The organism is Streptomyces sp. NBC_00670 (genome assembly GCF_036226765.1).
In the GTDB taxonomy this organism is placed as follows: Bacteria; Actinomycetota; Actinomycetes; order Streptomycetales; family Streptomycetaceae; genus Streptomyces.
In genome coordinates this window covers 1,268,834-1,293,452 of the sequence record NZ_CP109017.1, presented here as the reverse complement: position 1 = coordinate 1,293,452, position 24,619 = coordinate 1,268,834, and the positions used below count along the sequence as shown (strand labels likewise).

Below are 24,619 nucleotides of genomic sequence, written 5' to 3'. Positions count from 1 at the left end.
AACGGTGTCCCCCTCCTCATGAGGACACGACACCCACATGTACCCGCTCTTCTTCCGGCTCGTCTTCTCCCGCATGGACCCGGAACGCGCGCACCACCTGGCGGTGCGCTGGATCCGCCTCGTCGCCCGCGTCCCCGTGCTGCGCACGTTCGTCGCGGCGGCCCTCGCCCCCCGCCACAAGGAACTGCGCACCGAGGCGCTGGGGCTGCGCCTGCACAGTCCCTTCGGGCTCGCCGCCGGCTTCGACAAGAACGCCGTCGCCGTCGACGGACTGGCGATGCTCGGCTTCGACCACGTCGAGATCGGCACCGTCACCGGCGAACCGCAGCCCGGCAACCCGAAAAAGCGGCTGTTCCGCCTGGTGCCGGACCGGGCGCTGATCAACCGCATGGGCTTCAACAACGACGGCTCCGCCGCCGTCGCCGCCCGCCTGGCCGCCCGCACCCCCGTCTTCCGTACGGTGCTCGGCGTCAACATCGGCAAGACCAAGGTCGTCCCGGAGGGAGAGGCCGCCGCCGACTACGTGAAGTCCGCCGAGCGGCTCGCCCCGCACGCGGACTACCTCGTCGTCAACGTCTCCTCGCCCAACACCCCCGGCCTGCGCGACCTCCAGGCCACCGAGGCGCTGCGCCCGCTGCTGACCGCCGTCCGGGAGGCCGCCGACCGCGCGGTGACCGGACGCCGGGTGCCCCTGCTGGTCAAGATCGCGCCCGACCTGGCCGACGAGGACGTGGACGCCGTCGCCGACCTCGCCGTGGAACTCGGCCTGGACGGGATCATCGCCACCAACACCACCATCGCCCGCGAGGGCCTCGGACTGCGCGCCGACGCCTCGGTGGTGAAGGAGACCGGCGGGCTTTCCGGCGCCCCGCTCAAGGAACGCTCCCTTCAGGTGCTGCGCCGCCTGCACGCGCGCGTGGGCGACCGCGTCACCCTGGTCGGCGTCGGCGGCGTCGAGGACGCCGAGGACGTCTGGCAGCGCATCCTGGCCGGCGCCACCCTGGTCCAGGGCTACAGCGCCTTCATCTACCAGGGCCCCTTCTGGGGCCGCGCGATCCACAAGGGCCTCGCCGCCCGCCTGCGCACCAGCCCGTACGCCACCCTCGCCGACGCGGTCGGCGCCGACGTGAGGAAGCACGCATGACGGTGATGGAACCCTTCGGCGCACGGCTGCGCCGTGCCATGGACGAGCGCGGCCCGCTGTGCGTCGGCATCGACCCGCACGCCTCCCTGCTGGCCGACTGGGGCCTGAACGACGACGTGACCGGCCTGGAGCGGTTCAGCCGCACGGTCGTCGAGGCCGTGGCCGACCGGGTCGCCGTCCTGAAGCCGCAGAGCGCGTTCTTCGAGCGTTTCGGCTCGCGCGGCATCGCCGTCCTGGAGAAGTCGGTCCAGGAGGCGCGGGCGGCCGGCGCCCTCGTCGTCATGGACGCCAAGCGCGGCGACATCGGCTCCACCATGGCCGCCTACGCCGAGGCGTTCCTGCACAAGGACGCGCCCCTGTACTCGGACGCGCTCACCGTCTCGCCGTACCTGGGCTACGGGTCGCTGCGACCGGCCGTGGAGCTGGCCCGGGAGAGCGGCGCCGGGCTCTTCGTCCTCGCGCTCACCTCCAACCCGGAGGGCGGCGAGGTGCAGCACGCGGTGCGCGCCGGGGACGGCGGGGGCCGGAACGTGGGCGCCACGGTCCTGGCGCACCTGGCCGCCGAAAACGCGGGGGAGGAGCCGCTGGGCTCCTTCGGCGCGGTCGTCGGCGCGACGCTCGGCGACCTGTCGTCGTACGACCTGGCGATCAACGGCCCACTCCTGGCGCCCGGCATCGGCGCCCAGGGCGCCACGCCGGCCGATCTCCCGCGCGTCTTCGGCGCGGCGCTGCGCGACGTGGTGCCCAACGTCAGCCGGGGCGTGCTCCGGCACGGGCCCGACGCCGGGGCGCTGCGGACGGCCTCGGACCGCTTCGCGGAGGAGGTCAGGGCGGTTGTGGCGGCCTCTTGACAGCACTTGAGCCTGAATACAGGCTCAAATCCGGGCCGGTATGCCGTAAATGTCGGGCTCGACAGAGGCTGACCAGGACTTTTCCGCTGTTCTCGCTGACTCTCGCGGACTTGACCGCTAGTCTCCGTCGAGAGTGAACGGGCAAGCGTGTTGCTCGTGGCTCACCTGGTGTGGGACGACTAGGTTCCTCACCGGTCCGTATCCGACAGTTCGACATCCGAGGTGACGTAGGCGTGGCTCTTCCGCCCCTTACCCCCGAACAGCGCGCAGCCGCGCTCGAAAAGGCCGCCGCGGCTCGCCGGGAGCGGGCCGAGGTGAAGAATCGACTCAAGCACTCCGGCGCCTCCCTTCACGAGGTCATCCAGCAGGGCCAGAAGAACGACGTCATCGGCAAGATGAAGGTCTCCGCACTCCTGGAGTCCCTGCCGGGCGTGGGCAAGGTCCGCGCCAAGCAGATCATGGAGCGGCTCGGCATCTCCGAGAGCCGCCGGGTCCGCGGCCTCGGCTCCAACCAGATCGCCTCCCTGGAGCGCGAGTTCGGGAGCCAGGCCGGCTGAGTCCGGGGCACCCCGGGATTGCTGGAATAATCGCCGCATGGCTGTAACACCCCGGGGGACGACCCCCGTACCCCCGGACGCACGTCCGCGGCTGACCGTGCTCTCCGGCCCCTCCGGGGTCGGCAAGAGCACGGTCGTCGCTCATATGCGCAAGGAGCACCCCGAGGTCTGGCTCTCGGTGTCGGCGACGACCCGGACGCCCCGCCCCGGGGAGAAGCACGGGGTCCACTACTTCTTCGTCACCGACGAGGAGATGGACAAGCTGATCGCCAACGGCGAGCTCCTGGAGTGGGCCGAGTTCGCCGGCAACCGCTACGGCACGCCGCGCGCCGCCGTGGCGGAGCGGCTGGAGGCCGGCGAACCCGTCCTCCTCGAGATCGACCTCCAGGGCGCCCGGCTGGTCCGCGAGTCCATGCCGGAGGCCCAGCTGGTGTTCCTGGCCCCGCCCACCTGGGAGGAGCTGGTGCGCCGGCTCACCGGTCGCGGCACGGAGCCGCCCGAGGTGATCGAGCGCCGGCTGGAGGCCGCGAAGATCGAACTCGCGGCCGAGTCGGAGTTCGACGTGACCCTTGTCAACACCTCCGTCGAGGACGTGGCGCGCGAGCTGCTAGCCTTGATGGACGTAGTGTGATCGTTTTCTTCGATCCCATCCCCCTTTTCGGAAGGTAGAGCGTGTCCTCTTCCATCACCGCGCCCGAGGGCATCATCAACCCGCCGATCGACGAGCTCCTCGAGGCCACCGACTCGAAGTACAGCCTCGTGATCTACGCGGCCAAGCGGGCCCGCCAGATCAACGCGTACTACTCGCAGCTCGGCGAGGGCCTCCTCGAGTACGTCGGTCCGCTCGTCGACACCCACGTCCACGAGAAGCCGCTCTCGATCGCCCTGCGCGAGATCAACGCCGGTCTGCTGACCTCCGAGGCCGTCGAGGGCCCGGCGCAGTAAGTGCGGTCACGGCGGCCAGATTTCGTGGTCGGATTTTCAGACTGCAGCTGGTTTTTCCACAGGCCCGGCAGCGCGACTGCCGGGCCTGTGGTGTGTCATGGAACCCGTACGCCGACGAGCCGAGGCGTACGGGTGTCGAGAACGGGGAGGCCCGGTGAACCCGGTGAGCAAGCCCAAGGTCGTCCTGGGGGTCAGTGGCGGTATCGCCGCCTACAAGGCGTGCGAGCTGCTGCGCCGGCTGACCGAGTCCGGCCATGACGTCCGTGTCGTCCCCACCGCCTCCGCGCTGCACTTCGTCGGCGCCGCCACCTGGTCCGCGCTCTCCGGCAACCCGGTCTCCACCGAGGTCTGGGACGACGTCCACGAGGTGCCGCACGTGCGCATCGGCCAGGCCGCCGACCTCGTCGTGGTCGCCCCGGCCACCGCCGACACGCTGGCCAGGGCGGCCCACGGCCTCGCCGACGACCTGCTGACCAACACCCTGCTCACCGCCCGCTGCCCGGTCGTCTTCGCCCCCGCGATGCACACCGAGATGTGGGAGCACCCCGCCACCCGGGAGAACGTGGCGACGCTGCGCCGCCGGGGCGCCGTCGTGATCGAGCCCGCCGTCGGCCGGCTCACCGGCGTCGACACCGGCAAGGGCCGGCTGCCCGACCCGGCCGAGATCTTCGAGGTGTGCCGCCGCGTCCTGGCCCGGGGGGCGGCCGAACCCGACCTGGCGGGGCGGCACATCGTGGTCAGCGCCGGCGGCACCCGGGAACCGCTCGACCCGGTCCGCTTCCTCGGCAACCGCTCCTCCGGCAAGCAGGGCTACGCCCTGGCCCGCACCGCCGCCGCGCGGGGCGCCCGGGTCACGCTGATCGCCGCCAACGCCGCGCTGCCCGACCCCGCGGGCGTCGACGTCGTCCCGGTGGGCACGGCGGTCCAGCTGCGCGAGGCCGTGCTCAAGGCGGCCGCCGACGCCGACGCCGTCGTCATGGCCGCCGCGGTCGCCGACTTCCGCCCCGCCACCTACGCCGCCGGCAAGATCAAGAAGAAGGACGGCCAGGAGCCCGAACCGGTCGCGCTGGTGCGCAATCCGGACGTTCTCGCGGAGATATCGGCCGACCGGGCGCGGCCCGGGCAGGTGATCGTGGGCTTCGCCGCCGAGACGGACGACGTCCTCGCCAACGGCCGCGCCAAGCTGGCGCGCAAGGGCTGCGACCTGCTCGTCGTCAACGAGGTGGGGGAGCACCGCACCTTCGGCGCCGAGGAGAACGAGGCGGTGGTCCTGGGCGCCGACGGCAGTGAAACCCCCGTGCCGCACGGGCCGAAGGAGGCCCTGGCCGACACCGTCTGGGACCTCGTGGCCACGCGCCTCACCTGAACGCGCCGGCCGTCCGGCGGACCCGCCCACTCCGCTCGCGCACCGTGTCCGGGCCCCTGGAAAGCGGGCCCGGCATTGGGCAGAATGCCCGTGCCGCAGGTCACAGTGGGCCCGAGAGGCGAGACGGGTGGGCCCGTGGCCGGGCATGACCGATAAACTGTCACCGGACGTTGCCGGGCGCAGCTCCCGGCCCGTCCACCAATGATCAGCCAGCAGCCGCTGCAACCCCAGGGAGCGTTGTGTCCCGTCGCCTGTTCACCTCGGAGTCAGTCACCGAGGGTCACCCGGACAAGATCGCTGACCAGATCAGTGACACCATTCTCGATGCGCTCCTGAAGGAGGACCCGACCTCCCGGGTCGCCGTGGAGACGCTGATCACCACCGGCCTGGTGCACGTGGCCGGCGAGGTCACGACCAAGGCGTACGCGGACATCGCGACGCTGGTGCGCAACACGATCCTCGGGATCGGCTACGACTCGTCCAAGAAGGGCTTCGACGGCGCCTCCTGCGGTGTCTCCGTCTCCATCGGCGCGCAGTCCCCCGACATCGCCCAGGGTGTGGACGCCGCCTACGAGAACCGGGTCGAGGGCGACGACGACGAGCTGGACCGGCAGGGCGCCGGCGACCAGGGCCTGATGTTCGGCTACGCCTCGGACGAGACGCCCACGCTGATGCCGCTGCCGATCTTCCTGGCGCACCGGCTGTCCAAGCGCCTGTCCGAGGTCCGCAAGAACGGCACCATCCCCTACCTGCGCCCGGACGGCAAGACGCAGGTCACCATCGAGTACGACGGCGACAAGGCGGTCCGCCTGGACACCGTCGTCGTCTCCTCCCAGCACGCAAGCGACATCGACCTGGAGTCGCTGCTCGCCCCCGACATCCGCGAGTTCGTCGTCGAGCCGGAGCTGAAGGCCCTGCTGGACGACGGCATCAAGCTGGAGACCGAGGGCTACCGCCTGCTGGTCAACCCGACCGGCCGCTTCGAGATCGGCGGCCCGATGGGCGACGCCGGCCTCACCGGCCGCAAGATCATCATCGACACCTACGGCGGCATGGCCCGCCACGGCGGCGGCGCCTTCTCCGGCAAGGACCCGTCCAAGGTCGACCGCTCGGCCGCCTACGCGATGCGCTGGGTCGCCAAGAACGTGGTCGCCGCGGGCCTGGCCTCCCGCTGCGAGGTCCAGGTCGCCTACGCGATCGGCAAGGCCGAGCCGGTGGGCCTCTTCGTGGAGACCTTCGGCACCGCCAAGGTCGACGCGGAGAAGATCGAGGCCGCCATCGGCGAGGTCTTCGACCTCCGCCCGGCCGCCATCATCCGCGACCTCGACCTGCTCCGCCCGATCTACGCCCAGACGGCGGCGTACGGCCACTTCGGCCGCGAACTCGCCGACTTCACCTGGGAACGCACGGACCGGGTGGACGCGCTGCGCGAGGCTGCGGGTCTCTGACCCGAGCGCTTCCAGCCGTTTCCGCGAGCCCGGCCCCTCCCCGGGGGCCGGGCCCGCGGCATGCGGACACCCCGTCCGTTGTCAGTGGCCTTTGGTAAGAATGCTGGTGTGAGCAGCGAGGACGGGACGGTGGGGGCCGGGGGTGAGGGTGTGCCGCCGGAGCAGCTCGCGTTGATTCGCGAGAGTGTGCGCAAGGCCAAGGTGCCCCGGGCCAAGCCGCGTACCTGGCGCGGTGCGGCGCTGGCCAAGGAGCTGCCGGTGGCCCGGGTGCTCGTCGACAAGGGTGTGCTGCACCTCGACCGGTACTTCGACTACGCCGTGCCCGAGGAGCTGGACGAAGCCGCGCAGCCCGGGGTGCGGGTGCGCGTGCGGTTCGGCGCCGGGGGGCGCACGGTGCGGGAGGGGCGGCGCGAGGGCGGGAGCCTCATCGACGGGTTCCTGATCGAGCGGGTCGCCGAGTCCGACTACGCCGGGCCGCTGGCCGCCCTCGCCCAGGTCGTGTCGCCGGAACCCGTGCTCGACCCCGAGCTGCTGGGGCTCGCCCGCGCCGTCGCCGACCGGTACGCGGGCAGCCTCGCCGACGTGCTGCAGCTGGCGGTGCCGCCCCGGCACGCCCGCGCCGAGGCCCGCGCGTCGGACCCGCCACCGGCCGTGCCGGCGCCGCCCGAGCCCGGCAGCTGGCGGCGTTACGGACGGGGCGAGGGCTTTCTGCGCGCCCTGGCCACCGGCGGTGCGCCACGGGCGGTGTGGACGGCGCTGCCAGGACCCGAGTGGGCCGAGGAGATCGCCCGGGCCGTGGCGGCGACGCTCGCCTCGGGCCGGGGCGCACTCGTCGTCGTCCCGTCCGGGCGGCCCGCGGGCCGGGTCGACGCCGCGCTCACCGCCCTGCTGGGCGAGGGACAGCACGTGGTGCTGACCGCCGACGCGGGACAGGAACGGCGCTACCGCGAGTGGCTCGCCGTACGCCGGGGAGCGGTGCGGGCCGTCGTCGGGACCCGCGCCGCGATGTTCGCACCGGTACGCGACCTCGGCCTGGTCGTCGTCTGGGACGACGGCGACTCCGGGCACAGCGACGACCACGCGCCCTTCCCGCACGTCCGGGAGGTGCTGGAGCTGCGCGCCACCCGCGACCGGTGCGCGTTCCTGCTCGGCGGCTGGAGCTGCACGGTGGAGGCCGCGCAGCTGGTGGAGAGCGGCTGGGCCGCGCCGCTGGTCGCCGACCGCGAACAGGTGCGCGCCGCCGCGCCGCTGGTGCGGACCGTCGGGGACCAGGACCTGGCCCGTGACGAGGCCGCCCGGGCCGCCCGGCTCCCCACGCTCGCCTGGCAGACGCTTCGCGAGGGGCTGCGGCACGGGCCCGTGCTGATCCAGGTGCCGCGACGCGGGTACGTACCCCGGCTGGCCTGCGCCCAGTGCCGGGAACCCGCCCGCTGCGGGCGCTGCGCCGGGCCGCTGGAGGCACGGGACGCCGGCGAGCTGCGGTGCGTGTGGTGCGGCACCGAGGAGCCGGCCTGGCACTGCCCCGAGTGCGGCGGGTTCCGGCTGCGGGCGCAGATCGTGGGCGCGCGCCGGACGGCGGAGGAACTGGGGCGGGCGTTCCCGGCGGTGCCGGTGCGCACGTCGGGGCGCGAGCACGTACTGGACACGGTGCCGGGGACACCCGCGCTGGTGGTGAGCACGCCAGGGGCCGAGCCGGTCGCCGAGGGCGGGTACGCGGCCGCGCTGCTGCTCGACGGCTGGGCGATGCTCGGCCGGCCGGACCTGCGGGCCGGCGAGGAGGCGCTGCGGCGGTGGATCGGCGCGGCCGCGCTGGTCCGGCCGCAGCCGGCCGGGGGCACGGTGGTGGTCGTCGCCGAGCCCACGCTGCGGCCCGTGCAGGCGCTGGTGCGGTGGGATCCGGCCGGGCACGCGGTGCGGGAGCTCGGGGAGCGGCGCGAGCTGGGATTCCCGCCGGTGTTCCGCATGGCGGCGGTGACGGGACCGGTGGGCGCGGTGACGGAGTTCCTGGAGGTGGTCGAGCTGCCCGGGGACGCGGAGACACTGGGCCCGGTCCCGGTCACCGCCCCGGCCGGCGCCGTCCCGCCGACGGCGGCGGAACGCGCGCTGGTCCGCGTCCCACCGGGCAGCGGAGCGGACCTCGCGGCGGCCCTGAAGACGGCACAGGCGGCCCGGATGGCTCGGGGCGCGGGCGCGGAGGTGCGCATCCGGATCGATCCACCGGACATCGGCTGACGGCCCCGTATCCATTGCCCACTCCGTCCCGGGACGGAGCCCCGGCTGCGACAACGCACCAGGGGCCAGGGCGGACACCCGGCGACAACGCACCGGGCCCCGGGGCAGAGCCCCGGGCGACACCGCGCCCGGGGCTCCGCGTGGCGTCAGCCGTTGCGGGGGGTGGGGAACGCCGGAGGCCGGGGGTCGTCGCGGAGCGACGGACTGCCCGCCTTCGGCTGCGTCGGCATCGCCCGCGCCGCCGGCACCGTGGGCAGCCCGGAGCCGACGTTGACCGGCCGGGGCGACCCCGCCGGCTCCGCCGTGCGCTCCGCCTCGGCGGCGGCCTGCGCCGCCGCCCTGCGCGCACCGTAGCGCCGGTGCACCGCCTGTTTCGTGACCCCGAGCGCGGAGCCCACCGCGTCCCACGAGAAGCCCAGGGAGCGGTCGAAGTCCACGGCCGCCGTGACCAGGGTCTCGACGCTGTCCCGCAGTTCCTGCGCGAGGCGGACGGTCGGGGCGGGGGCCCGCCCGTAGACGACGAAGCCCGCGGAGGGGCCGGAGCGGCGCGGACGGTAGACGTTGCCGAGCTGGGCGGTGAGCGTGCGCAGCGCGTCCACCTGCCGGCGGACCCGCTCGATGTCCCGCACCAGCAAGTGCAGGCTGGCCCGGGCCTGGGCGTCGTGGGTTGCGTGGTCGGCCATGAACAAGCCTCTCGAACCGGCGATGAGGAGATGAGGGAATGAGTGGAGGAAGAGATGAGTAGCGGAAGAGACGGTGCAGCAGGGTCTGGACCGGGCGGGCCGATCCGTCGGGGTCAACTCCTTCTTGACCAACGCGTTTTTGCGTGACTGGTCACGGTGTGGGGGCGCGGAAGCATTCCCGTACGCCCGCCGGACCCGCCCGCACCCCCCCGGCCCGGCCCGGTACCGGGCCACGCCCGGCGCTGTCGGTACCGGGCCATAGACTGGGACGACTTCGCCGCCGGTACGCAACTCTGCCCGAGAGGCCGACACACCCGTATGAAGCTCGTCTTCGCAGGCACCCCCGAGGTCGCCGTCCCCGCCCTGGACGCCCTGATCGCCTCCGGGCGGCACGAGGTCGCCGCGGTCGTCACCCGCCCCGACGCCCCGGCCGGACGGGGCCGTCGGCTGATCGCCAGCCCCGTCGCCGAGCGGGCCGAGGAGGCCGGCATCGAGGTGCTCAAGCCGCGCCGGCCCCGCGACGAGGACTTCCTGGCCCGGCTGCGCGAGATCGCCCCCGACTGCTGCCCCGTCGTCGCCTACGGCGCCCTGCTGCCCCGCGTCGCCCTCGACGTCCCGGCCCACGGCTGGGTCAACCTGCACTTCTCGCTGCTGCCCGCCTGGCGCGGTGCCGCCCCCGTGCAGCACTCCCTCATGGCGGGCGACGAGATCACCGGCGCCTCCACCTTCCTGATCGAGGAGGGGCTCGACTCGGGTCCGGTCTACGGCACCGTCACCGAGGAGATCCGCCCCACCGACACCAGCGGCGACCTGCTCACCCGGCTCGCCTTCGCCGGCTCCGGACTGCTGGCCGCCACCATGGACGGCATCGAGGACGGCACCCTCAAGGCCGTACCGCAGCCCGCCGAGGGCGTCACCCTCGCTCCGAAGATCACCGTGGAGGACGCGCGCGTCGACTGGTCCGCCCCCGCCCTCCGCGTCGACCGTGTCGTCCGCGGCTGCACCCCCGCCCCCGGTGCCTGGACGACCTTCCGCGGCGAGCGGCTCAAGCTCATCCAGCTCACCCTCGCTCCCGAGCGCACCGACCTCGCCCCGGGCGCCCTCGCCGTCGGCAAGAACAGCGTCCACGTCGGCACGGGCTCGTACGCCGTCGAGCTGCTGTGGGTGCAGGCGCAGGGCAAGAAGCCGATGCGCGCGGCCGACTGGGCGCGTGGCGTGCGGATCGCCGAGGAGGAGCGGCTCGGCGGCTGACGGCGGGGGGCGGCGCGTCGCGACGGCTGGGCAGGTGCGCCCGCCGGCGCCGCCCGAGCACGGTCGGTGCGCCCGGCCACGGCCGGAGGGCCTGGACGCGGCCCGTACGCTCGCCGCCGGGTGCCCGGCGCACACCGCGTAGGCTGGGCGGACAGCCCGTTCTGCGACCCGGAGCACCTTTTTCGTGAGCGATCAGCCCCGCCGTCCCCGTAAGCCCGGCAAGCCCTACCGCCGGCCCCAGAAGGACCCCGTCCGCATCCTCGCCTTCGAGGCGCTGCGCGCGGTGGACGAACGGGACGCGTACGCCAACCTCGTCCTGCCCCCGCTGCTGCGCAAGGCCCGCGAGAAGGACGGCTTCGACGGCCGGGACGCCGCGCTGGCCACCGAGCTGGTCTACGGCACACTGCGCCGGCAGGGCACGTACGACGCCGTCCTCGCCGCCTGCGTCGACCGGCCGCTGCGCGAGGTGGACCCGCCGGTGCTCGACGTGCTCAGCCTCGGCGCCCACCAACTCCTCGGCACCCGCATCCCCACGCACGCCGCCGTCTCCGCCTCCGTCGAGCTGGCCCGCGTCGTGCTCGGCGACGGGCGGGCCAAGTTCGTCAACGCCGTGCTGCGCAAGGTCGCCCGGCACGACCTCGACGGCTGGCTGGAGCAGGTCGCGCCGCCGTACGACGAGGACCCCGAGGACCATCTCGCCGTCGTGCACTCGCACCCCCGCTGGATCGTCTCCGCGCTGTGGGACTCCCTCGGCGGCGGCCGGGCCGGCATCGAGGAGCTGCTCGAGGCCGACAACGAACGCCCCGAGGTCACCCTCGTCGCCCGTCCCGGCCGGGCCACCGCCGAGGAACTGCTGCGTGAGCCGGCCGCCGAGCCGGGGCGCTGGTCGCCGTACGCCGTCCGGCTCACCGAGGGCGGCGAGCCCGGGGCCGTCGAGGCCGTGCGCGAGGGGCGCGCGGGGGTGCAGGACGAGGGCAGTCAGCTCGTCGCGCTCGCCCTCGCCAACGCCCCCGTGGAGGGGCGCGACGCGCTGTGGCTCGACGGGTGCGCCGGGCCCGGCGGCAAGGCGGCGCTGCTCGCCGCGCTCGCCGCGGAGCGGGGGGCCGCGCTGGTCGCGGCGGAGAAGCAGCCGCACCGGGCGGGGCTGGTCGCCAACGCGTTGCACGGCAACCCCGGGCCGTACCAGGTGGTCACCGCCGACGGGACCCGGCCGGCGTGGCGGCCCGGGACGTTCGACCGGGTGCTGGTGGATGTGCCGTGCACCGGACTGGGGGCGCTGCGCAGGCGGCCGGAGGCGCGGTGGCGGCGCCGGCCGGAGGATCTGGACGGGTTCGCGCCGTTGCAGCGGGGGTTGCTGGAGATGGCGTTGCGGTCGGTGCGGGTGGGGGGTGTGGTGGGGTACGCGACGTGTTCGCCGCATCTCGCCGAGACGCGGGCGGTGGTGGGGGATGTGCTGAAGCGGCATCCGGGGGCGGAGTTGCTGGACGCGCGGCCGTTGTTGGTGGGAGTGCCCGCGCTGGGGGACGGGCCGGACGTGCAGTTGTGGCCGCACGTGCACGGTACGGACGCGATGTATCTGGCGCTGGTGCGCCGGGTTTCCTGAGGGGCGCGTCCAGAGGGTTTTCGCCCCCGCCGCCCCTACCCTCCCCCAAGCTCTCGGCTTCGCTCGAGCAGGGGGGACCCCCATCGTCCCTTCAAGGGGCTCCGCCCCTTGGACCCCGGCGCTTCAGAGCTCGGGTGGGTGAGGTTGTGGGGCGGGTGCGGGTGAGTGGGGGCTTGTCGCGCAGTTCCCCGCGCCCCTAGCGGGGGCGCGAGCAGCCCAGGACCACCCGCAGTCGCCGCATCACACGCACCCCCGAGCCCTGAGGCGCCCCGCAGGGCGAAGCCCGCGGCTTCGGCATGGGAGGCTTGAGGCATGGCCGTGCAGATCAACCCCAGCATCCTGTCCGCCGACTTCGCGCGTCTCGCCGACGAGGCGCGGGCGGTCGAGGGGGCCGACTGGCTCCACGTCGACGTCATGGACAACCACTTCGTCCCCAACCTCACGCTCGGCGTGCCGGTGGTGGAGTCGCTGGCCCGGGCGACGGACACCCCGTTGGACTGCCATCTGATGATCGAGGCCCCCGACCGCTGGGCGCCCCAGTACGTCGAGGCGGGCGCCTCCTCCGTCACCTTCCACGCGGAGGCGGCCGCGGCCCCCGTGCGGCTCGCCCGCGAGATCCGCGCCAAGGGCGCCCGCGCCTCCATGGCCCTGAAGCCCGCGACGCCGATCGAGCCGTACGAGGACCTGCTGCCCGAGCTCGACATGCTGCTGATCATGACGGTCGAGCCCGGCTTCGGTGGCCAGGCCTTCCTCGACATCATGCTGCCCAAGATCCGCCGCACCCGGGAGCTGATCGGCAAGCACGGCCTCGACCTGTGGCTCCAGGTCGACGGCGGCGTCTCGGCCGCCACGATCGAGCGCTGCGCGGAGGCGGGCGCGGACGTCTTCGTCGCCGGCAGCGCGGTCTACGGCGCCGACGACCCGGCCGCGGCGGTCCGCGCCCTGCGCACCCAGGCCGAGAACGTGACGGCGGGCGCTTCCTGGGCATGCGACCACTGAGCCAACGCGAGCTGAACGCCGACCGTCCGGGCTGATCGAGATCCACGGATCTGCAAGGATGAACGGCGAATCGAGAATGTGAACAGCAGCACAGCAGTGAGGAGATGGCCGTGTCGGGTATGTCGGCGGGCCGGTCGGCGATGCGGATGGGACCCGCTGAGCTGGTGCAGGCGGCGGCCATGGCACGCCGCTTCTACCTCGAGGGCAAATCGAAGATCCAGATCGCCGAGGAGTTCGGCGTCAGCCGCTTCAAGGTGGCCCGGGTCCTGGAGACCGCCCTCGAACGGGATCTCGTACGCATCGAGATCCGCGTCCCCGCCGAGTTGGACGCCGAGCGCTCCGACGCGCTGCGGGCCCGCTACGGCCTGCGGCACGCCGTCGTGGTCGAGTCGCCGGCCGACGTGGACGAGTCGCCCGACCCGGAGAACCTCGGCGAGGTCGCCGCGGATCTGCTGGGCGAACTGGTGACCGAGGGTGATGTCCTCGGGCTCGCCTGGGGGCGCTCCACCATCCACATGGCGGCCGCCCTCGACCGGTTGCCGCCGTGCACGGTCGTACAGCTCACGGGCGTGTACGACGCCGGGACCGCCGAGCGCGGCTCGGTGGAGGCCGTACGGCGGGCCGCGCAGGTCTCCGGGGGCGACGCGCACCCCATCTACGCGCCGATGCTGCTCCCGGACGCGGCGACCGCGGCGGCGTTGCGGCACCAGACCGGGATCGCGCGGGCGTTCGAGTACTTCGACAAGGTGACCGTCGCCTGCGTCTCCATCGGCTCCTGGGAGGCGGGCATCTCCACGGTGCACGACATGCTCAGCGAGGAGGAGCGCTCCCACTACGCCACTCTCGGGGTCGCCGCCGAGATGTCCGCGCATCTGTTCGACGCCGAGGGGCGCCGGGTGGGGCGGGACCTGGGGGAGCGGTGCATCACGGTCACGGCGGACCAGCTGCGGCGGGTCCCCGAGGTGGTCGCCATCGCGGGCGGCCAGCGGAAGGCGGCGGCGATCGACGCGGTGCTGCGGTCGGGGCTCGTGACGAGCCTTGTCACGGACACGTCGGCGGCCGACGCGCTGATGACGGCGGGGCCGTCCCCGCGGGCTGCGCTCAGCCGGGCGGATCCCGACGGGGTCTGAAGGGGCGCGGGGAACTGCGCGATCTTTTGGGGTCCGGGGGCGCGGCCCCCGGGGCCGATGGGGGTCCCCCCTGCTCGAGCGAAGCCGAGAGCTTGGGGGAGGAAAGGGGCGGCGGGGGCGAGAAAATGCGCCCGCCAATCCCCTGGACGTTCCTCCAACCGCACCCCCGCCCGCCCTGGACGATCCTCCGCATCCCTTCCGGCCATCGCCCGTGTAAGAATCAAGTACGTGCGTTTCCTCCACGACATCAAGCCGCCCTATGACCTGACGTACGACGACGTCTTCATGGTCCCCCGCCACAGCACCGTCGGCTCCCGCCAGTCCGTCGACCTCAGCTCCCCCGACGGCAGCGGCACGACCATCCCCCTCGTCGTCGCCAACATGACCGCGATCGCCGGCCGCCGCATGGCCGAGACCGTGGCCCGCCGCGGCGGCCTGGTCGTCATCCCGCAGGACATCCCCATCGACGTCGTCACCGACGTCCTCACCTGGGTCAAGAGCCGCCACCACGTGCTCGACACCCCGATCGTCCTCGCCCCGCACCAGACCGTCGCCGACGCCCTCGCCCTGCTGCCCAAGCGGGCCCACAACGCCGGCGTCGTCGTCGACGCGAACCGGCGTCCCGTGGGCGTCGTCACCGACCAGGACCTGACCGGCGTCGACCGCTTCACCCAGCTCGAAGTGGTCATGTCCAAGGACCTGCTCCTCCTGGACGCGGACATAGACCCCCGCGAGGCCTTCAACCGGCTCGACGGCGCCAACCGCCGCTACGCCCCCGCCGTCGACGCCGACGGCCGCCTCGCCGGCATCCTCACCCGCACCGGCGCCCTGCGCGCCACGCTCTACACGCCCGCCACCGACGACCGCGGCAGGCTGCGCGTCGCCGCCGCCGTCGGCATCAACGGCGACGTCGCGGGCAAGGCGAAGCAGCTCCTCGACGCGGGCGTCGACACCCTCGTCATCGACACCGCGCACGGCCACCAGGAGTCGATGATCAGCGCGCTCAGGCTGGTCCGCGACCTCGACCCCCAGGTGCCGATCGTGGCCGGGAACATCGTCTCCGCCGAGGGCGTCAAGGACCTGATCGACGCGGGCGCGGACATCATCAAGGTCGGCGTCGGCCCCGGCGCCATGTGCACCACCCGGATGATGACCGGCGTCGGCCGGCCGCAGTTCTCCGCCGTCCTGGAGTGCGCGGCCGAGGCCCGCAAGTACGGCAAGCACGTGTGGGCCGACGGCGGTGTGCGCCACCCGCGCGACGTGGCCATGGCACTCGCGGCCGGCGCCTCCAACGTGATGATCGGCTCCTGGTTCGCGGGCACGTACGAGTCGCCCGGCGACCTCCAGCACGACGCCAACGGACGCCCGTACAAGGAGTCGTTCGGCATGGCCTCCGCGCGTGCCGTGCGCAACCGCACCTCGGAGGAGTCGGCGTACGACCGCGCCCGCAAGGCGCTGTTCGAGGAGGGCATCTCCACCTCGCGGATGTTCCTGGACCCGGCCCGCCCGGGCGTCGAGGACCTCATCGACGCGATCATCGCGGGCGTCCGCTCCTCCTGCACCTACGCGGGGGCCGGCTCCCTGGAGGAGTTCGCCGAGAAGGCCATCGTGGGCATCCAGAGCGCGGCCGGATACGCCGAGGGCAAGCCCCTGCACGCCAGCTGGAGCTGAGCCGACCCCCTGCCGACGCCCCACTGAGCAGAAGTGATCCACCACCCGTGCTGAACGATCTCGACGAACGCATCGTGCACGCCCTCGCCGAGGACGCGCGGCGCTCCTACGCGGACATCGGGCAGCTGGTCGGCCTGTCGGCGCCCGCCGTCAAGCGGCGCGTCGACAGGCTGCGCTCCACCGGCGCCATCACCGGTTTCACCGTCCGCGTGGACCCGGTGGCGCTCGGCTGGGAGACCGAGGGGTTCGTCGAGATCTTCTGCCGGCGCAACACCTCGCCGGAGACCATCCGGCGAGGTCTGGAGCGCTACCAGGAGGTCGTGGCGGCGTCCACCGTCACCGGCGACGCGGACGCGGTCGTGCAGGTCTTCGCCTCGGACATGCGCCACTTCGAACGCGTCCTGGAACGGATCGCGGGCGAGCCCTTCGTGGAACGCACGAAGTCCGTCCTGGTGCTCTCCCCCCTGCTGCGCCGCTTCTCGTCGGGAGCGCCGACGTAGGCCCTCGCATATCGAGGGGACACCGCCCGCCCCGCCGGTCTACCCTCACGGCATGACCTGGCGACATTGATCCCCTGCCCGCGCCCGTCGCGCCCGCGCTTCCCGTGCCTCCCGAGGTCCGCCTCGGATGCCGTACGTCCTCACGTCCGGCGTCCGACAACCGACCTCGGGAAGGCTCGATGCGCCCTTCGCCCGCGCCCGTCTCCACCCCCGCCACCGGCCTCCGGCGGCTCACGCGCACCCTCTACGGCTACGCGTTCCTCGACGAGTTCGTGCTGCTCTATCCGGTGTACGCGCTGCTGTTCAGCGACACCGGGCTCTCCGTCCGGCAGATCTCCTCGCTCTTCGCGCTGTGGTCCCTCACCGGCGTCGTACTGGAGGTCCCCTCCGGCGCCTGGGCCGACGCCACCTCCCGGCGCCGGCTGCTCGCGCTCGCCCCGCTGCTCACCGCCGCCGGCTTCGCCCTGTGGGTGCTCGTCCCCTCGTACGCCTCCTTCGCCGTCGGCTTCGTGCTGTGGGGCGCCGGGGGAGCGCTCGGCTCCGGCACCCTGGCGGCACTGGTGTACGACGAGCTGGAGCGGCTCGACGCGGCCGGCCGGTACGCCGGGCTCATGGGCCGCGCGCGTGCCTGCGGACTGGTGGCCGTCATGGCCGCGATGGCCCTCGCCGGACCGGTGTTCGCCCGGGGCGGCTACCTCGCCGTCGGCACGGCGAGCGTCCTGACCTGCCTGCTCGCGGCGGGCACGGCGACCCGCTTCCCCGAGCACCGCACCCCGGCCGCCGGCGCCGACCGCTGGACCGCGACCCTGCGGGCCGGGCTCGACGAGGCCCGCGCCGACCGTTCCGTACGCGGGGCGCTGCTGCTGGTCCCGGCCGTGACCGCCGTCTTCGGTGCCCTCGACGAGTACACACCGCTGCTCGTGCGCGCCACCGGCGTCGCCGCACCGACCGTGCCCTGGTACCTGCTGCTGATCTGGGCCGGCGCCACCGCGGGCGGCCTGCTGGCCAAACCCGGCTCCCGGCTCGGCAGCCGCGGACTCGCCGCGCTGCTGGCGGGCGCCGCGTGCGCGCTGGGCGTGGGCGCCGCGTCCGGCAGTCGGGCCGGTCTGGCGCTGGTCGCCCTGGCCTTCGGCGGCCTCCAGTTGGCGGTCGTGCTCGCCGACGCACGGCTCCAACGGCGCATCGAGGACACCGGCCGGGCGACGCTCACCTCGGTGGCGGGCTTCGGCAGCGAGCTGACCACGGTCGCCGTGTACGCGGGGTACGGGGCGCTCGCCACGGCCGCCGGCCACGCCACCGCGTTCGCCTGGGGCGCGGCTCCGTACCTGCTCACGGCGGCCCTGCTGGCGACGGTGGGCCGCCCACGGAAGGCGCGCAACGAATCGCCGTAGGTAGCCCGCCAGACGCAACGAAGCGCGCACCCGCACGCAACGGCTCCGCCTTGTCCGCCCGAGCCGCCCGACCGTACCGTCTAAGCGATCCCCGACCCCCTCCGTTCCCGGTGAGGACCCCGCATGCGCACCGCCCTGCTCCAGAGCTCCGGCCGCCCCGGCTCCGTCGTCGAGAACCTGAAGGTGCTCGACGAGGCCGCCGGCCGGGCCGCCGCCCACGGGGCCGGGCTGCTCGTCACACCGGAGCTGTTCCTCACCGGGTACGCGATCGGCGACGGCCTCGCCCGGCTCGCCGAGCCCGCCGACGGCGAGGCCGCCGACGCGATCGCGGAGACCGCCGCCCGCCACGGCCTCGCCGTCGCCTACGGCTACCCCGAACGGACGTCCGACGCTGCCGTCTTCAACTCCGTCCAGCTCGTCGCCGCCGACGGCACCCGGCTCGCGAACTACCGCAAGACCCACCTCTACGGCCCCTTCGAGCGCGCCCACTTCACCCCGGGTGAGCGGCAGGTCGTCCAGGCCGAGCTGGACGGCCTGACCGTCGGCCTGATGATCTGCTACGACGTGGAGTTCCCGGAGAACGTCCGCGCCCACGCCCTGGCCGGCACCGATCTGCTGCTGGTGCCGACGGCGCAGCCGCACCCCTTCGAGTTCGTCGCCGAGTCCCTCGTGCCCGTCCGCGCGTTCGAGAACCAGCTGTACGTGGCGTACGTCAACCGGGTCGGCCTGGAGGGCGAGTTCGAGTTCGTCGGGCTCTCCACGCTGGCCGGGCCCGACGGCGTCGCCCGCGTCCGGGCCGGACGGGCCGAGGAACTGCTCCTCGCCGACGCGGACCCCGGCTTCCTCGCCGCCTCCCGCGAGGCCAACCCGTATCTGGCGGACCGCCGCCCGGGGCTCTACGGCTCCCTCGTCTGACACCCACCGCCCTCCCCGTACCACCCGCGCAAGGAGTCCGTACCCCATGACGTCCACCGTGCCCAACGCGATCGAGCACGCCGACGGGCAGCAGCCGCCGATCACCATGTTCGGCCCGGACTTCCCTTACGCCTACGACGACTTCCTCGCCCACCCGGCGGGCCTCGGCCAGGTCCCGGCCACCGAGCACGGCACGGAGATCGCGGTCATCGGGGGCGGACTGTCCGGCATCGTCGCGGCCTACGAGCTGATGAAGATGGGCCTGAAGCCGGTGGTGTACGAGGCCGACCGGATCGGCGGCCGGCTGCGGACGGTGGGCTTCGAGGGCTGCGACCCTTCGCTGACCGCCGAGATGGGCGCGATGCGCTTCCCGCCGTCCTCCACGGCGCTCCAGCACTACATCGACCTGGTGGGCCTCGAGACCCGGCCGTTCCCCAACCCCCTCGCGGAGGCCACCCCGTCGACCGTCGTCGACCTCAAGGGCGAGTCGCACTACGCCGAGACCCTGGCCGACCTGCCGCAGGTCTACCGTGACGTGGCCGACGCGTGGGCCCGGTGCCTGGAGGAGGGCGCCGACTTCTCCGACATGAACCGGGCCCTGCGGACACGGGACGTGCCGCGGATCCGGGAGATCTGGGCGAGGCTGGTCGAGAAGCTCGACAACCAGACCTTCTACGGTTTCCTCTGCGACTCCGACGCGTTCAAGTCCTTCCGGCACCGCGAGATCTTCGGCCAGGTCGGCTTCGGCACCGGCGGCTGGGACACCGACTTCCCCAACTCCATCCTGGAGATCCTCCGCGTCGTCTACACCGAGGCCGACGACCACCACCGCGGCATCGTCGGCGGCTCCCAGCAGCTGCCGCTCAGGCTCTGGGAGCGCGAACCGGAGAAGATCGTCCACTGGCCGTACGGCACCTCGCTGAAGTCGCTGCACCCGGACGGCGAGCCGCGCCCCGCCGTGACCCGGCTGCACCGCACGGCGGGCAACCGCATCACGGTGACGGACGCGCACGGCGACATCCGCACCTACAGGGCGGCGGTCTTCACCGCGCAGTCCTGGATGCTGCTCTCGAAGATCGCCTGCGACGACGCGCTCTTCCCGATCGACCACTGGACGGCCATCGAGCGCACCCACTACATGGAGTCCAGCAAGCTGTTCGTGCCCGTCGACCGGCCGTTCTGGCTGGACAAGGACGAGCGCACCGGCCGGGACGTCATGTCGATGACGCTTACCGACCGCATGACGCGGGGCACCTACCTCCTGGACGACGGCCCGGACCGGCCCGCCGTCATCTGCCTCTCCTACACCTGGTGCGACGACAGCCTGAAGTGGCTGCCGCTGTCCGCGCAGGAGCGGATGGAGGTGATGCTGAAGTCCCTCGGTGAGATCTATCCGGGCGTCGACATCAGGAAGCACGTCATCGGCAGCCCGGTGACCGTCTCCTGGGAGAACGAGCCCTACTTCATGGGCGCGTTCAAGGCCAACCTGCCCGGCCACTACCGCTACCAGCGGCGCCTGTTCACCCACTTCATGCAGGACCGGCTGCCCGCCGACAAACGCGGGATCTTCCTGGCAGGCGACGACATCTCCTGGACGGCGGGCTGGGCCGAGGGCGCCGTGCAGACCGCGCTCAACGCGGTCTGGGGCGTCATGCACCACCTGGGCGGCGCGAGTGACGCGACCAACCCCGGCCCGGGCGACGTCTACGACGAGATCGCGCCGGTGGAGCTGCCGGAGGACTGAACGGTGGAGGAAGCCCCGTTCTTACCGGTCCAGCGGAGTGAGCAGCATGCGGCTCGCCAGGCCCACCACCGCGTCCAGCCGGTCCGCGAACTCCTCGGCCAGCTCCGGCAGTCCGCGCAGCGCCCACAGCGTGCGGGCGGCGGACCAGCCGGCCTCCCGCGCCCGCTCCAGGCTCCAGGAAGCCAGCAGATGGGTCAGCGGGTCGGCGATCTGCAGCAGGTCGGGACCCGGCATCAGCTCCTCGCGGATGCGCTCCTCCAGCGCGACGAGGACGTCGCCCACGCGCTCGAACTCGTCCTCCAACTCCTCGGGTGCGCAGCCGAGCTCCCGGCAGGCGTCCACGACGGCCAGGGCGAGGTCGTGCCCGACGTGCGCGTTGATCCCGGCGAGCGCGAACTGGAGGGGCCGCACGCCCGGATGGCGGCGGAACTGGAACAACGGCCGCCAGCACGCGGGCACCGGCCCCCGCTCGGCCACCGTGAGATACCGCTCGGCGAAGCGGACGTCGAGCGTGCTCGCACTGCGGCGGTCCGGGAACTCCCCGGCGTCGATGCGCCGGCCGAGCTCCTCGGTGACCGCGAGATAGACGCGGTTGAACACCGCCACCCCGTCCCGCTCCGGCCAGCCCGCGCCGAGCGCGCGCATCCGGACCACGACGCCACCCACACCGACCACGGACTGCTCCAACCGCACCATGCCCGCAGCGTCCCAGGCCCCCACCGCCAGGGCGCCCGAGGACGAGGGCATTCCCCGGAACGGGGGACGCGGGGGGTGGGCCGAGCGGGGGACGGCGGCGGACCCGGGCGGCGAGCGGCAGGGACGTCAGTCCGCGCGCGTCCGGTGTTCCTCGTCGTACGCCGACGTGCCCGAATCGAGCAGCGGCTCCTGCCGCTTGAGGTGCTCGGGGGCGAACAGCCGCAGCGCGTGGTAACCGGTGATGACGACGACCGTGCCCAGCGCGATGCCGCTGAGCGAGAAGTTGTCGCTGAACTTCAGCGACACGTTGCCGACACCGATGATGATGCCCGCGGCGGCCGGCACCAGGTTGAGCGGATTGCGCAGGTCCACCCGGGAGTTGCTCCAGATCTGCGCGCCGAGCAGCCCGATCATGCCGTACAGGATGACGGTGATCCCGCCGAGCACCCCGCCGGGAACCGCGGCCACCACCGCGCCGAACTTCGGGCAGACGCCGAACAGCAGCGCGAAGCCGGCGGCGGCCCAGTAGGCGGCGGTCGAGTAGACGCGGGTCGCGGCCATCACACCGATGTTCTCGGAGTACGTCGTGTTGGGCGGGCCGCCGACCGCGGTGGACAGGACGGAGGCCACGCCGTCCGCGGAGATCGCGGTGCCGAGCCTGTCGTCGAGCGGGTCGCCGGTCATCTCGCCGACCGCCTTCACATGGCCCGCGTTCTCGGCGACCAGCGCGATGACGACGGGCAGCGCGACCAGGATCGCCGACCACTGGAACGACGGCCCGTGGAAGGACGGCAGCCCGATCCAGTCCGCGTGGCCGACCCCGGACAGGTCCAGCCGCCAGTGGTCGGTGACCTTCCCGCTGCCGTCCACCGAGTGGATCCTGCCGAACACCCGGTCGAGCGCCCAGGAGAACACGTACCCGAAGACCAGCCCGAGGAAGATCGCCACCCGGGACCAGAAACCGCGCAGGCACACCACGGCGAGCCCGGTGAACAGCATCACCAGCAGCGCCGTCCACTGGTCCTGCGGCCAGTACGTGGACGCGGTCACCGGCGCCAGGTTGAAGCCGATCAGCATGACGACCGCGCCGGTGACGACCGGCGGCATCGCGGCGTGGATGATCCGCGCCCCGAACCGCTGCACGGCCACGCCCACCAGGAAGAGCACCACCCCCACCACGAGCACCGCACCGGTCACGGTGGCGCTGGTGCCGCCCTGTGCCCGGATCACCGCGGCCACGCCCACGAAGGAGAGCGAACAGCCCAGATAGCTGGGCACCCGGCCGCGGGTGGCAAGAAGGAAGATCACCGTGGCGACGCCGGACATCATGATGGCGAGGTTCGGGTCGAGACCCATGAGAACGGGGGCGACGAAGCTCGCGCCGAACATCGCCACCACGTGCTGGGCGCCGAGTCCGATCGTCCGGGGCCACGACAGGCGCTCGTCGGGGCGTACGACCGCCCCGGGCGCCGGTACGCGTCCGTCTCCGTGCAGTTTCCAGCGGACGCCGAGGTCCATGGTGAGGGTTCGCTTTCTTGTACGTACGGCGCTGTCCGACCCATTGTCGGGGCTCGACGCCGCTTTTCCGCCATCGGGTCCGGGGAGGTGGTGTGGAGAGCCCCTTCTCAGAAGGGTGCTGAGCGGGTGCTTAGGATGGGTGGGGCGGGCTGACCGGGTTCGGTGGGCCGGCCTGGAACGTCCCCATCCGCTTCTCAGGAGTCGCCCCGTGACCGCCGAAGCCCCGGCCGCGCCCGCACTGTCGTACGGGCGGCTGATCCCCGCCACCGTTCACTTCGACGATCTCGACGCGCTCGGGCTGCTGCACAACGCCCGGTATCCGGTCATGGTCGAGCGGGCCTGGGCCGAGCTGTGGCAGGGGTACGGGTTCGGCGGGTACGAGGGGGACTGGGAGGCCGCCGGTGACTTCTGCAACGCCGTGCGGGAGCTGCGGATCGGATACGAGGCGCCGGTGAGCCGGCCCGGCGCCTACGCCGTGCACCTGTGGCTGGAGCGGCTCGGGACCACCGGGCTGACGTACGGATTCCGGTTCTGCTCGGCGGACGGGGCCGTCACGTACGCCCGCGGCAGCCGGGTGCTGGTGCGGCTCGATGCGGCGACGCTGCGGCCCGCGCCGTGGAGCGAGCGGTTCAGGGCCGTGGGTCGGGAACTGCTGCACCCGGACCACCGCTGATCCGCTGCCGGTCGCGGTCCCCGGCCCGCAGTACCCCGGCGAACACCGCGAGGCCGCACGCCAGCACCGTCACCAGGCCGAACGACACCATCAGACTGGTCGCCTCGGCCAGCGTGCCGATCGCGCCGGGGGCGACCAGGCCCGAGGTGTAGGTGATGGTCGCCACGCCCGCGATGGCCTGGCTCGGGTTCGGCCCGCTGCGCCCGGCCGCCGCGAAGCACAGCGGGACGACCACGGCGATGCCGAGACCCATCAGGGCGAAGCCGGTCATGGCGACCGCCGGGTGCCCGGCCAGGACGACCATCAGCCCGCCGAGCGTCGCCAGCACACCGCCGGTACGTACGGTACGGGCGGCGCCGAACCGGTCCACCACCGCGTCGCCCGCGATCCGCGCGACCGCCATCGTGAGCGTGAAGCCCGTGGTGCAGGCCGCCGCGAGCCCCGCCGACGTCTCCAGCCGGTCCCGCAGGTACACCGCCGACCAGTCCAGGCTCGCGCCCTCCGCGAACACCGCGCAGAAGCCGACCGCGCCGATGAGCAGCGCCGACCGGGGCGGCAGCGAGAACCGCGGCGGCGGCTCCTCGTCCTCGGTGGGCCGCAGGTCCAGCACCCACTGACAGGCCACCAGGCCAAGGACGGTCAGGACGGCCGCGGCCAGGGCGTGGTGCACTCGCGCGTCGCTGCCCAGGTGGGCGGCGAGCGTGCCGCCGGCCGAGCCGAGCAGGGCGCCGGCGCTCCACATGCCGTGCAGTCCCGACATGATCGACTTGTCGAGACGGTTCTCCACCTCGACGCCCAGCGCGTTCATCGCCACGTCCGACATGCCCGCGGCGGCGCCGTAGACGAACAGGGCCGGGCACAGCGCGTACACGTTCGGCGAGAGCGACGGCAGGATCAGGGAGAGCGTCCACAGCGCGAGCAGTCCGCGCAGCGCCGTACGGGAGCCGAAGCGGTGGGTGATCCGGCCCGCGAGCGGCATCGCCACCGCCGCGCCGAGCGCCGGGAAGGCCAGCGCCAGGCCGAGCTGGCCCGCGCTGACCGAGGCGTGGTCCTGGATCCAGGGCACCCGGGTCGCGAACGAGCCCGTCACCGCGCCGTGCACGGCGAACACGGCGCCCACGGCGTACCGGGCGCGTTTCACCGTGCGCCTGTCGTGGACCCTGTCGCCCGTTCCGACCACGTCCGCCATCGTTGTCTTCCCTCCCCGGAGCCGTCCCTGTGCGGTGACCGCCGTAAACTATCAGGAACCCTGCCTGATAGATAGCCGTTTCATGGCCGGGCGGCCGGGGGCGCCGCGTGAGG

Annotated in this window: 22 protein-coding genes; 18 read left to right on the top strand and 4 right to left on the bottom strand. The window is 73.2% G+C overall.

The genetic code is table 11. The features are described 5' to 3' along the window. Positions 1–37: 37 nt before the first annotated feature. The 8 genes from OIE12_RS05680 to OIE12_RS05645 all read left to right on the top strand — a co-directional run bounded on the left by OIE12_RS05680 (position 38) and on the right by OIE12_RS05645 (position 8,543). Complete coding sequence (locus OIE12_RS05680; RefSeq protein ID WP_329132373.1) at positions 38–1,144, top strand: quinone-dependent dihydroorotate dehydrogenase; 1,107 nt, start codon at positions 38–40, stop codon at positions 1,142–1,144. Then, entirely contained in the window at positions 1,141–1,995 is an 855-nt protein-coding gene (gene pyrF / locus OIE12_RS05675; RefSeq protein WP_329132371.1) for an orotidine-5'-phosphate decarboxylase, read from the top strand. Before OIE12_RS05680 ends, pyrF begins: the two co-directional genes overlap by 4 nt. 233 nt (positions 1,996–2,228) lie before the next feature. Beyond that, entirely contained in the window at positions 2,229–2,552 is a 324-nt protein-coding gene (locus OIE12_RS05670) for an integration host factor (RefSeq protein WP_329132369.1), read from the top strand. Positions 2,553–2,589: 37 nt separating this feature from the next. Next, complete coding sequence (gene gmk, locus OIE12_RS05665; RefSeq protein ID WP_329132367.1) at positions 2,590–3,183, top strand: guanylate kinase; 594 nt, start codon at positions 2,590–2,592, stop codon at positions 3,181–3,183. Between the two features lie 41 nt (positions 3,184–3,224). Continuing rightward, on the top strand, positions 3,225–3,497 hold the full coding sequence (rpoZ, locus tag OIE12_RS05660) for a DNA-directed RNA polymerase subunit omega (RefSeq protein ID WP_003982715.1): 273 nt from the start codon (positions 3,225–3,227) through the stop codon (positions 3,495–3,497). A gap of 163 nt (positions 3,498–3,660) precedes the next feature. Next, on the top strand, positions 3,661–4,863 hold the full coding sequence (gene coaBC / locus OIE12_RS05655) for a bifunctional phosphopantothenoylcysteine decarboxylase/phosphopantothenate--cysteine ligase CoaBC (RefSeq protein WP_329132364.1): 1,203 nt from the start codon (positions 3,661–3,663) through the stop codon (positions 4,861–4,863). Between the two features lie 239 nt (positions 4,864–5,102). Then, positions 5,103–6,311: a methionine adenosyltransferase gene (metK, locus tag OIE12_RS05650; RefSeq protein ID WP_329132363.1), complete on the top strand. Its 1,209-nt coding sequence runs from the start codon at positions 5,103–5,105 to the stop codon at positions 6,309–6,311. 108 nt (positions 6,312–6,419) lie between these two features. Then, a complete protein-coding gene (locus OIE12_RS05645) occupies positions 6,420–8,543 on the top strand; it encodes a primosomal protein N' (protein WP_329132361.1) in 2,124 nt (707 codons plus the stop codon). 146 nt (positions 8,544–8,689) lie between these two features. Here the strand turns inward: OIE12_RS05645 and OIE12_RS05640 are convergent, their stop codons facing one another. Then, complete coding sequence (locus tag OIE12_RS05640; RefSeq protein WP_329132359.1) at positions 8,690–9,226, bottom strand: hypothetical protein; 537 nt, start codon at positions 9,224–9,226, stop codon at positions 8,690–8,692. A gap of 318 nt (positions 9,227–9,544) precedes the next feature. Here OIE12_RS05640 and fmt point away from each other — a divergent pair, with 318 nt between their 5' ends. From fmt to OIE12_RS05595, 9 genes are all read left to right on the top strand, one after another. Next, positions 9,545–10,477 carry a methionyl-tRNA formyltransferase gene (gene fmt, locus OIE12_RS05635; RefSeq protein WP_329132358.1) on the top strand — a complete coding sequence of 311 codons (933 nt, stop codon included), beginning with the start codon at positions 9,545–9,547 and terminating at the stop codon, positions 10,475–10,477. A gap of 184 nt (positions 10,478–10,661) precedes the next feature. After that, positions 10,662–12,080: an RsmB/NOP family class I SAM-dependent RNA methyltransferase gene (locus OIE12_RS05630; RefSeq protein WP_329132356.1), complete on the top strand. Its 1,419-nt coding sequence runs from the start codon at positions 10,662–10,664 to the stop codon at positions 12,078–12,080. Positions 12,081–12,392: 312 nt separating this feature from the next. After that, positions 12,393–13,079, top strand: a complete 687-nt coding sequence (rpe, locus tag OIE12_RS05625) for a ribulose-phosphate 3-epimerase (protein WP_329132354.1) — start codon at positions 12,393–12,395, stop codon at positions 13,077–13,079. 104 nt (positions 13,080–13,183) lie between these two features. After that, positions 13,184–14,209 carry a sugar-binding transcriptional regulator gene (locus tag OIE12_RS05620; RefSeq protein ID WP_329132352.1) on the top strand — a complete coding sequence of 342 codons (1,026 nt, stop codon included), beginning with the start codon at positions 13,184–13,186 and terminating at the stop codon, positions 14,207–14,209. 228 nt (positions 14,210–14,437) lie between these two features. Continuing rightward, positions 14,438–15,880, top strand: coding sequence for a GuaB1 family IMP dehydrogenase-related protein (locus tag OIE12_RS05615; protein WP_329132350.1), 1,443 nt, complete (start codon positions 14,438–14,440; stop codon positions 15,878–15,880). A gap of 47 nt (positions 15,881–15,927) precedes the next feature. Continuing rightward, on the top strand, positions 15,928–16,380 hold the full coding sequence (locus tag OIE12_RS05610; protein ID WP_030382402.1) for an Lrp/AsnC family transcriptional regulator: 453 nt from the start codon (positions 15,928–15,930) through the stop codon (positions 16,378–16,380). A gap of 179 nt (positions 16,381–16,559) precedes the next feature. Then, positions 16,560–17,771 (top strand): MFS transporter, encoded by a 1,212-nt coding sequence (locus OIE12_RS05605; protein ID WP_329132347.1) that lies wholly within the window; start codon positions 16,560–16,562, stop codon positions 17,769–17,771. A 123-nt stretch (positions 17,772–17,894) separates the two neighbouring features. After that, positions 17,895–18,686: a carbon-nitrogen hydrolase family protein gene (locus tag OIE12_RS05600; RefSeq protein WP_329132345.1), complete on the top strand. Its 792-nt coding sequence runs from the start codon at positions 17,895–17,897 to the stop codon at positions 18,684–18,686. Between the two features lie 46 nt (positions 18,687–18,732). Continuing rightward, positions 18,733–20,430 carry a flavin monoamine oxidase family protein gene (locus OIE12_RS05595; RefSeq protein ID WP_329132343.1) on the top strand — a complete coding sequence of 566 codons (1,698 nt, stop codon included), beginning with the start codon at positions 18,733–18,735 and terminating at the stop codon, positions 20,428–20,430. 21 nt (positions 20,431–20,451) lie between these two features. On the opposite strand, the gene OIE12_RS05590 is transcribed toward OIE12_RS05595, so the two are convergent. Together OIE12_RS05590 and OIE12_RS05585 are read right to left on the bottom strand one after the other, a co-directional pair. After that, the gene (locus OIE12_RS05590; RefSeq protein WP_329132341.1) at positions 20,452–21,126 is read right to left on the bottom strand and encodes a DUF5995 family protein; all 675 of its coding nucleotides are present in this window, start codon (positions 21,124–21,126) and stop codon (positions 20,452–20,454) included. 126 nt (positions 21,127–21,252) lie between these two features. Next, a complete protein-coding gene (locus tag OIE12_RS05585; protein ID WP_329132339.1) occupies positions 21,253–22,644 on the bottom strand; it encodes a uracil-xanthine permease family protein in 1,392 nt (463 codons plus the stop codon). Positions 22,645–22,852: 208 nt separating this feature from the next. On the opposite strand from OIE12_RS05585, the gene OIE12_RS05580 reads away from it, so the two are divergent. After that, the gene (locus OIE12_RS05580; RefSeq protein WP_329132337.1) at positions 22,853–23,317 is read left to right on the top strand and encodes an acyl-CoA thioesterase; all 465 of its coding nucleotides are present in this window, start codon (positions 22,853–22,855) and stop codon (positions 23,315–23,317) included. Here the strand turns inward: OIE12_RS05580 and OIE12_RS05575 are convergent. Beyond that, positions 23,274–24,506: an MFS transporter gene (locus OIE12_RS05575; protein WP_329132335.1), complete on the bottom strand. Its 1,233-nt coding sequence runs from the start codon at positions 24,504–24,506 to the stop codon at positions 23,274–23,276. The two genes, OIE12_RS05580 and OIE12_RS05575, sit on opposite strands and share 44 nt — an antisense overlap. Positions 24,507–24,619 lie beyond the last annotated feature (113 nt).

Coding starts and splice junctions, on each gene's coding strand:
- OIE12_RS05680 (WP_329132373.1), top strand. CDS start 38: ATGTACCCGCTCTTCTTCCGGCTCGTCTTCTCCCGCATGGACCCGGAA.
- pyrF (WP_329132371.1), top strand. CDS start 1,141: ATGACGGTGATGGAACCCTTCGGCGCACGGCTGCGCCGTGCCATGGAC.
- gmk (WP_329132367.1), top strand. CDS start 2,590: ATGGCTGTAACACCCCGGGGGACGACCCCCGTACCCCCGGACGCACGT.
- OIE12_RS05640 (WP_329132359.1), bottom strand. CDS start 9,226: ATGGCCGACCACGCAACCCACGACGCCCAGGCCCGGGCCAGCCTGCAC.
- fmt (WP_329132358.1), top strand. CDS start 9,545: ATGAAGCTCGTCTTCGCAGGCACCCCCGAGGTCGCCGTCCCCGCCCTG.
- rpe (WP_329132354.1), top strand. CDS start 12,393: ATGGCCGTGCAGATCAACCCCAGCATCCTGTCCGCCGACTTCGCGCGT.
- OIE12_RS05620 (WP_329132352.1), top strand. CDS start 13,184: ATGGCCGTGTCGGGTATGTCGGCGGGCCGGTCGGCGATGCGGATGGGA.
- OIE12_RS05605 (WP_329132347.1), top strand. CDS start 16,560: ATGCGCCCTTCGCCCGCGCCCGTCTCCACCCCCGCCACCGGCCTCCGG.
- OIE12_RS05600 (WP_329132345.1), top strand. CDS start 17,895: ATGCGCACCGCCCTGCTCCAGAGCTCCGGCCGCCCCGGCTCCGTCGTC.
- OIE12_RS05595 (WP_329132343.1), top strand. CDS start 18,733: ATGACGTCCACCGTGCCCAACGCGATCGAGCACGCCGACGGGCAGCAG.
- OIE12_RS05590 (WP_329132341.1), bottom strand. CDS start 21,126: ATGGTGCGGTTGGAGCAGTCCGTGGTCGGTGTGGGTGGCGTCGTGGTC.
- OIE12_RS05585 (WP_329132339.1), bottom strand. CDS start 22,644: ATGGACCTCGGCGTCCGCTGGAAACTGCACGGAGACGGACGCGTACCG.
- OIE12_RS05575 (WP_329132335.1), bottom strand. CDS start 24,506: ATGGCGGACGTGGTCGGAACGGGCGACAGGGTCCACGACAGGCGCACG.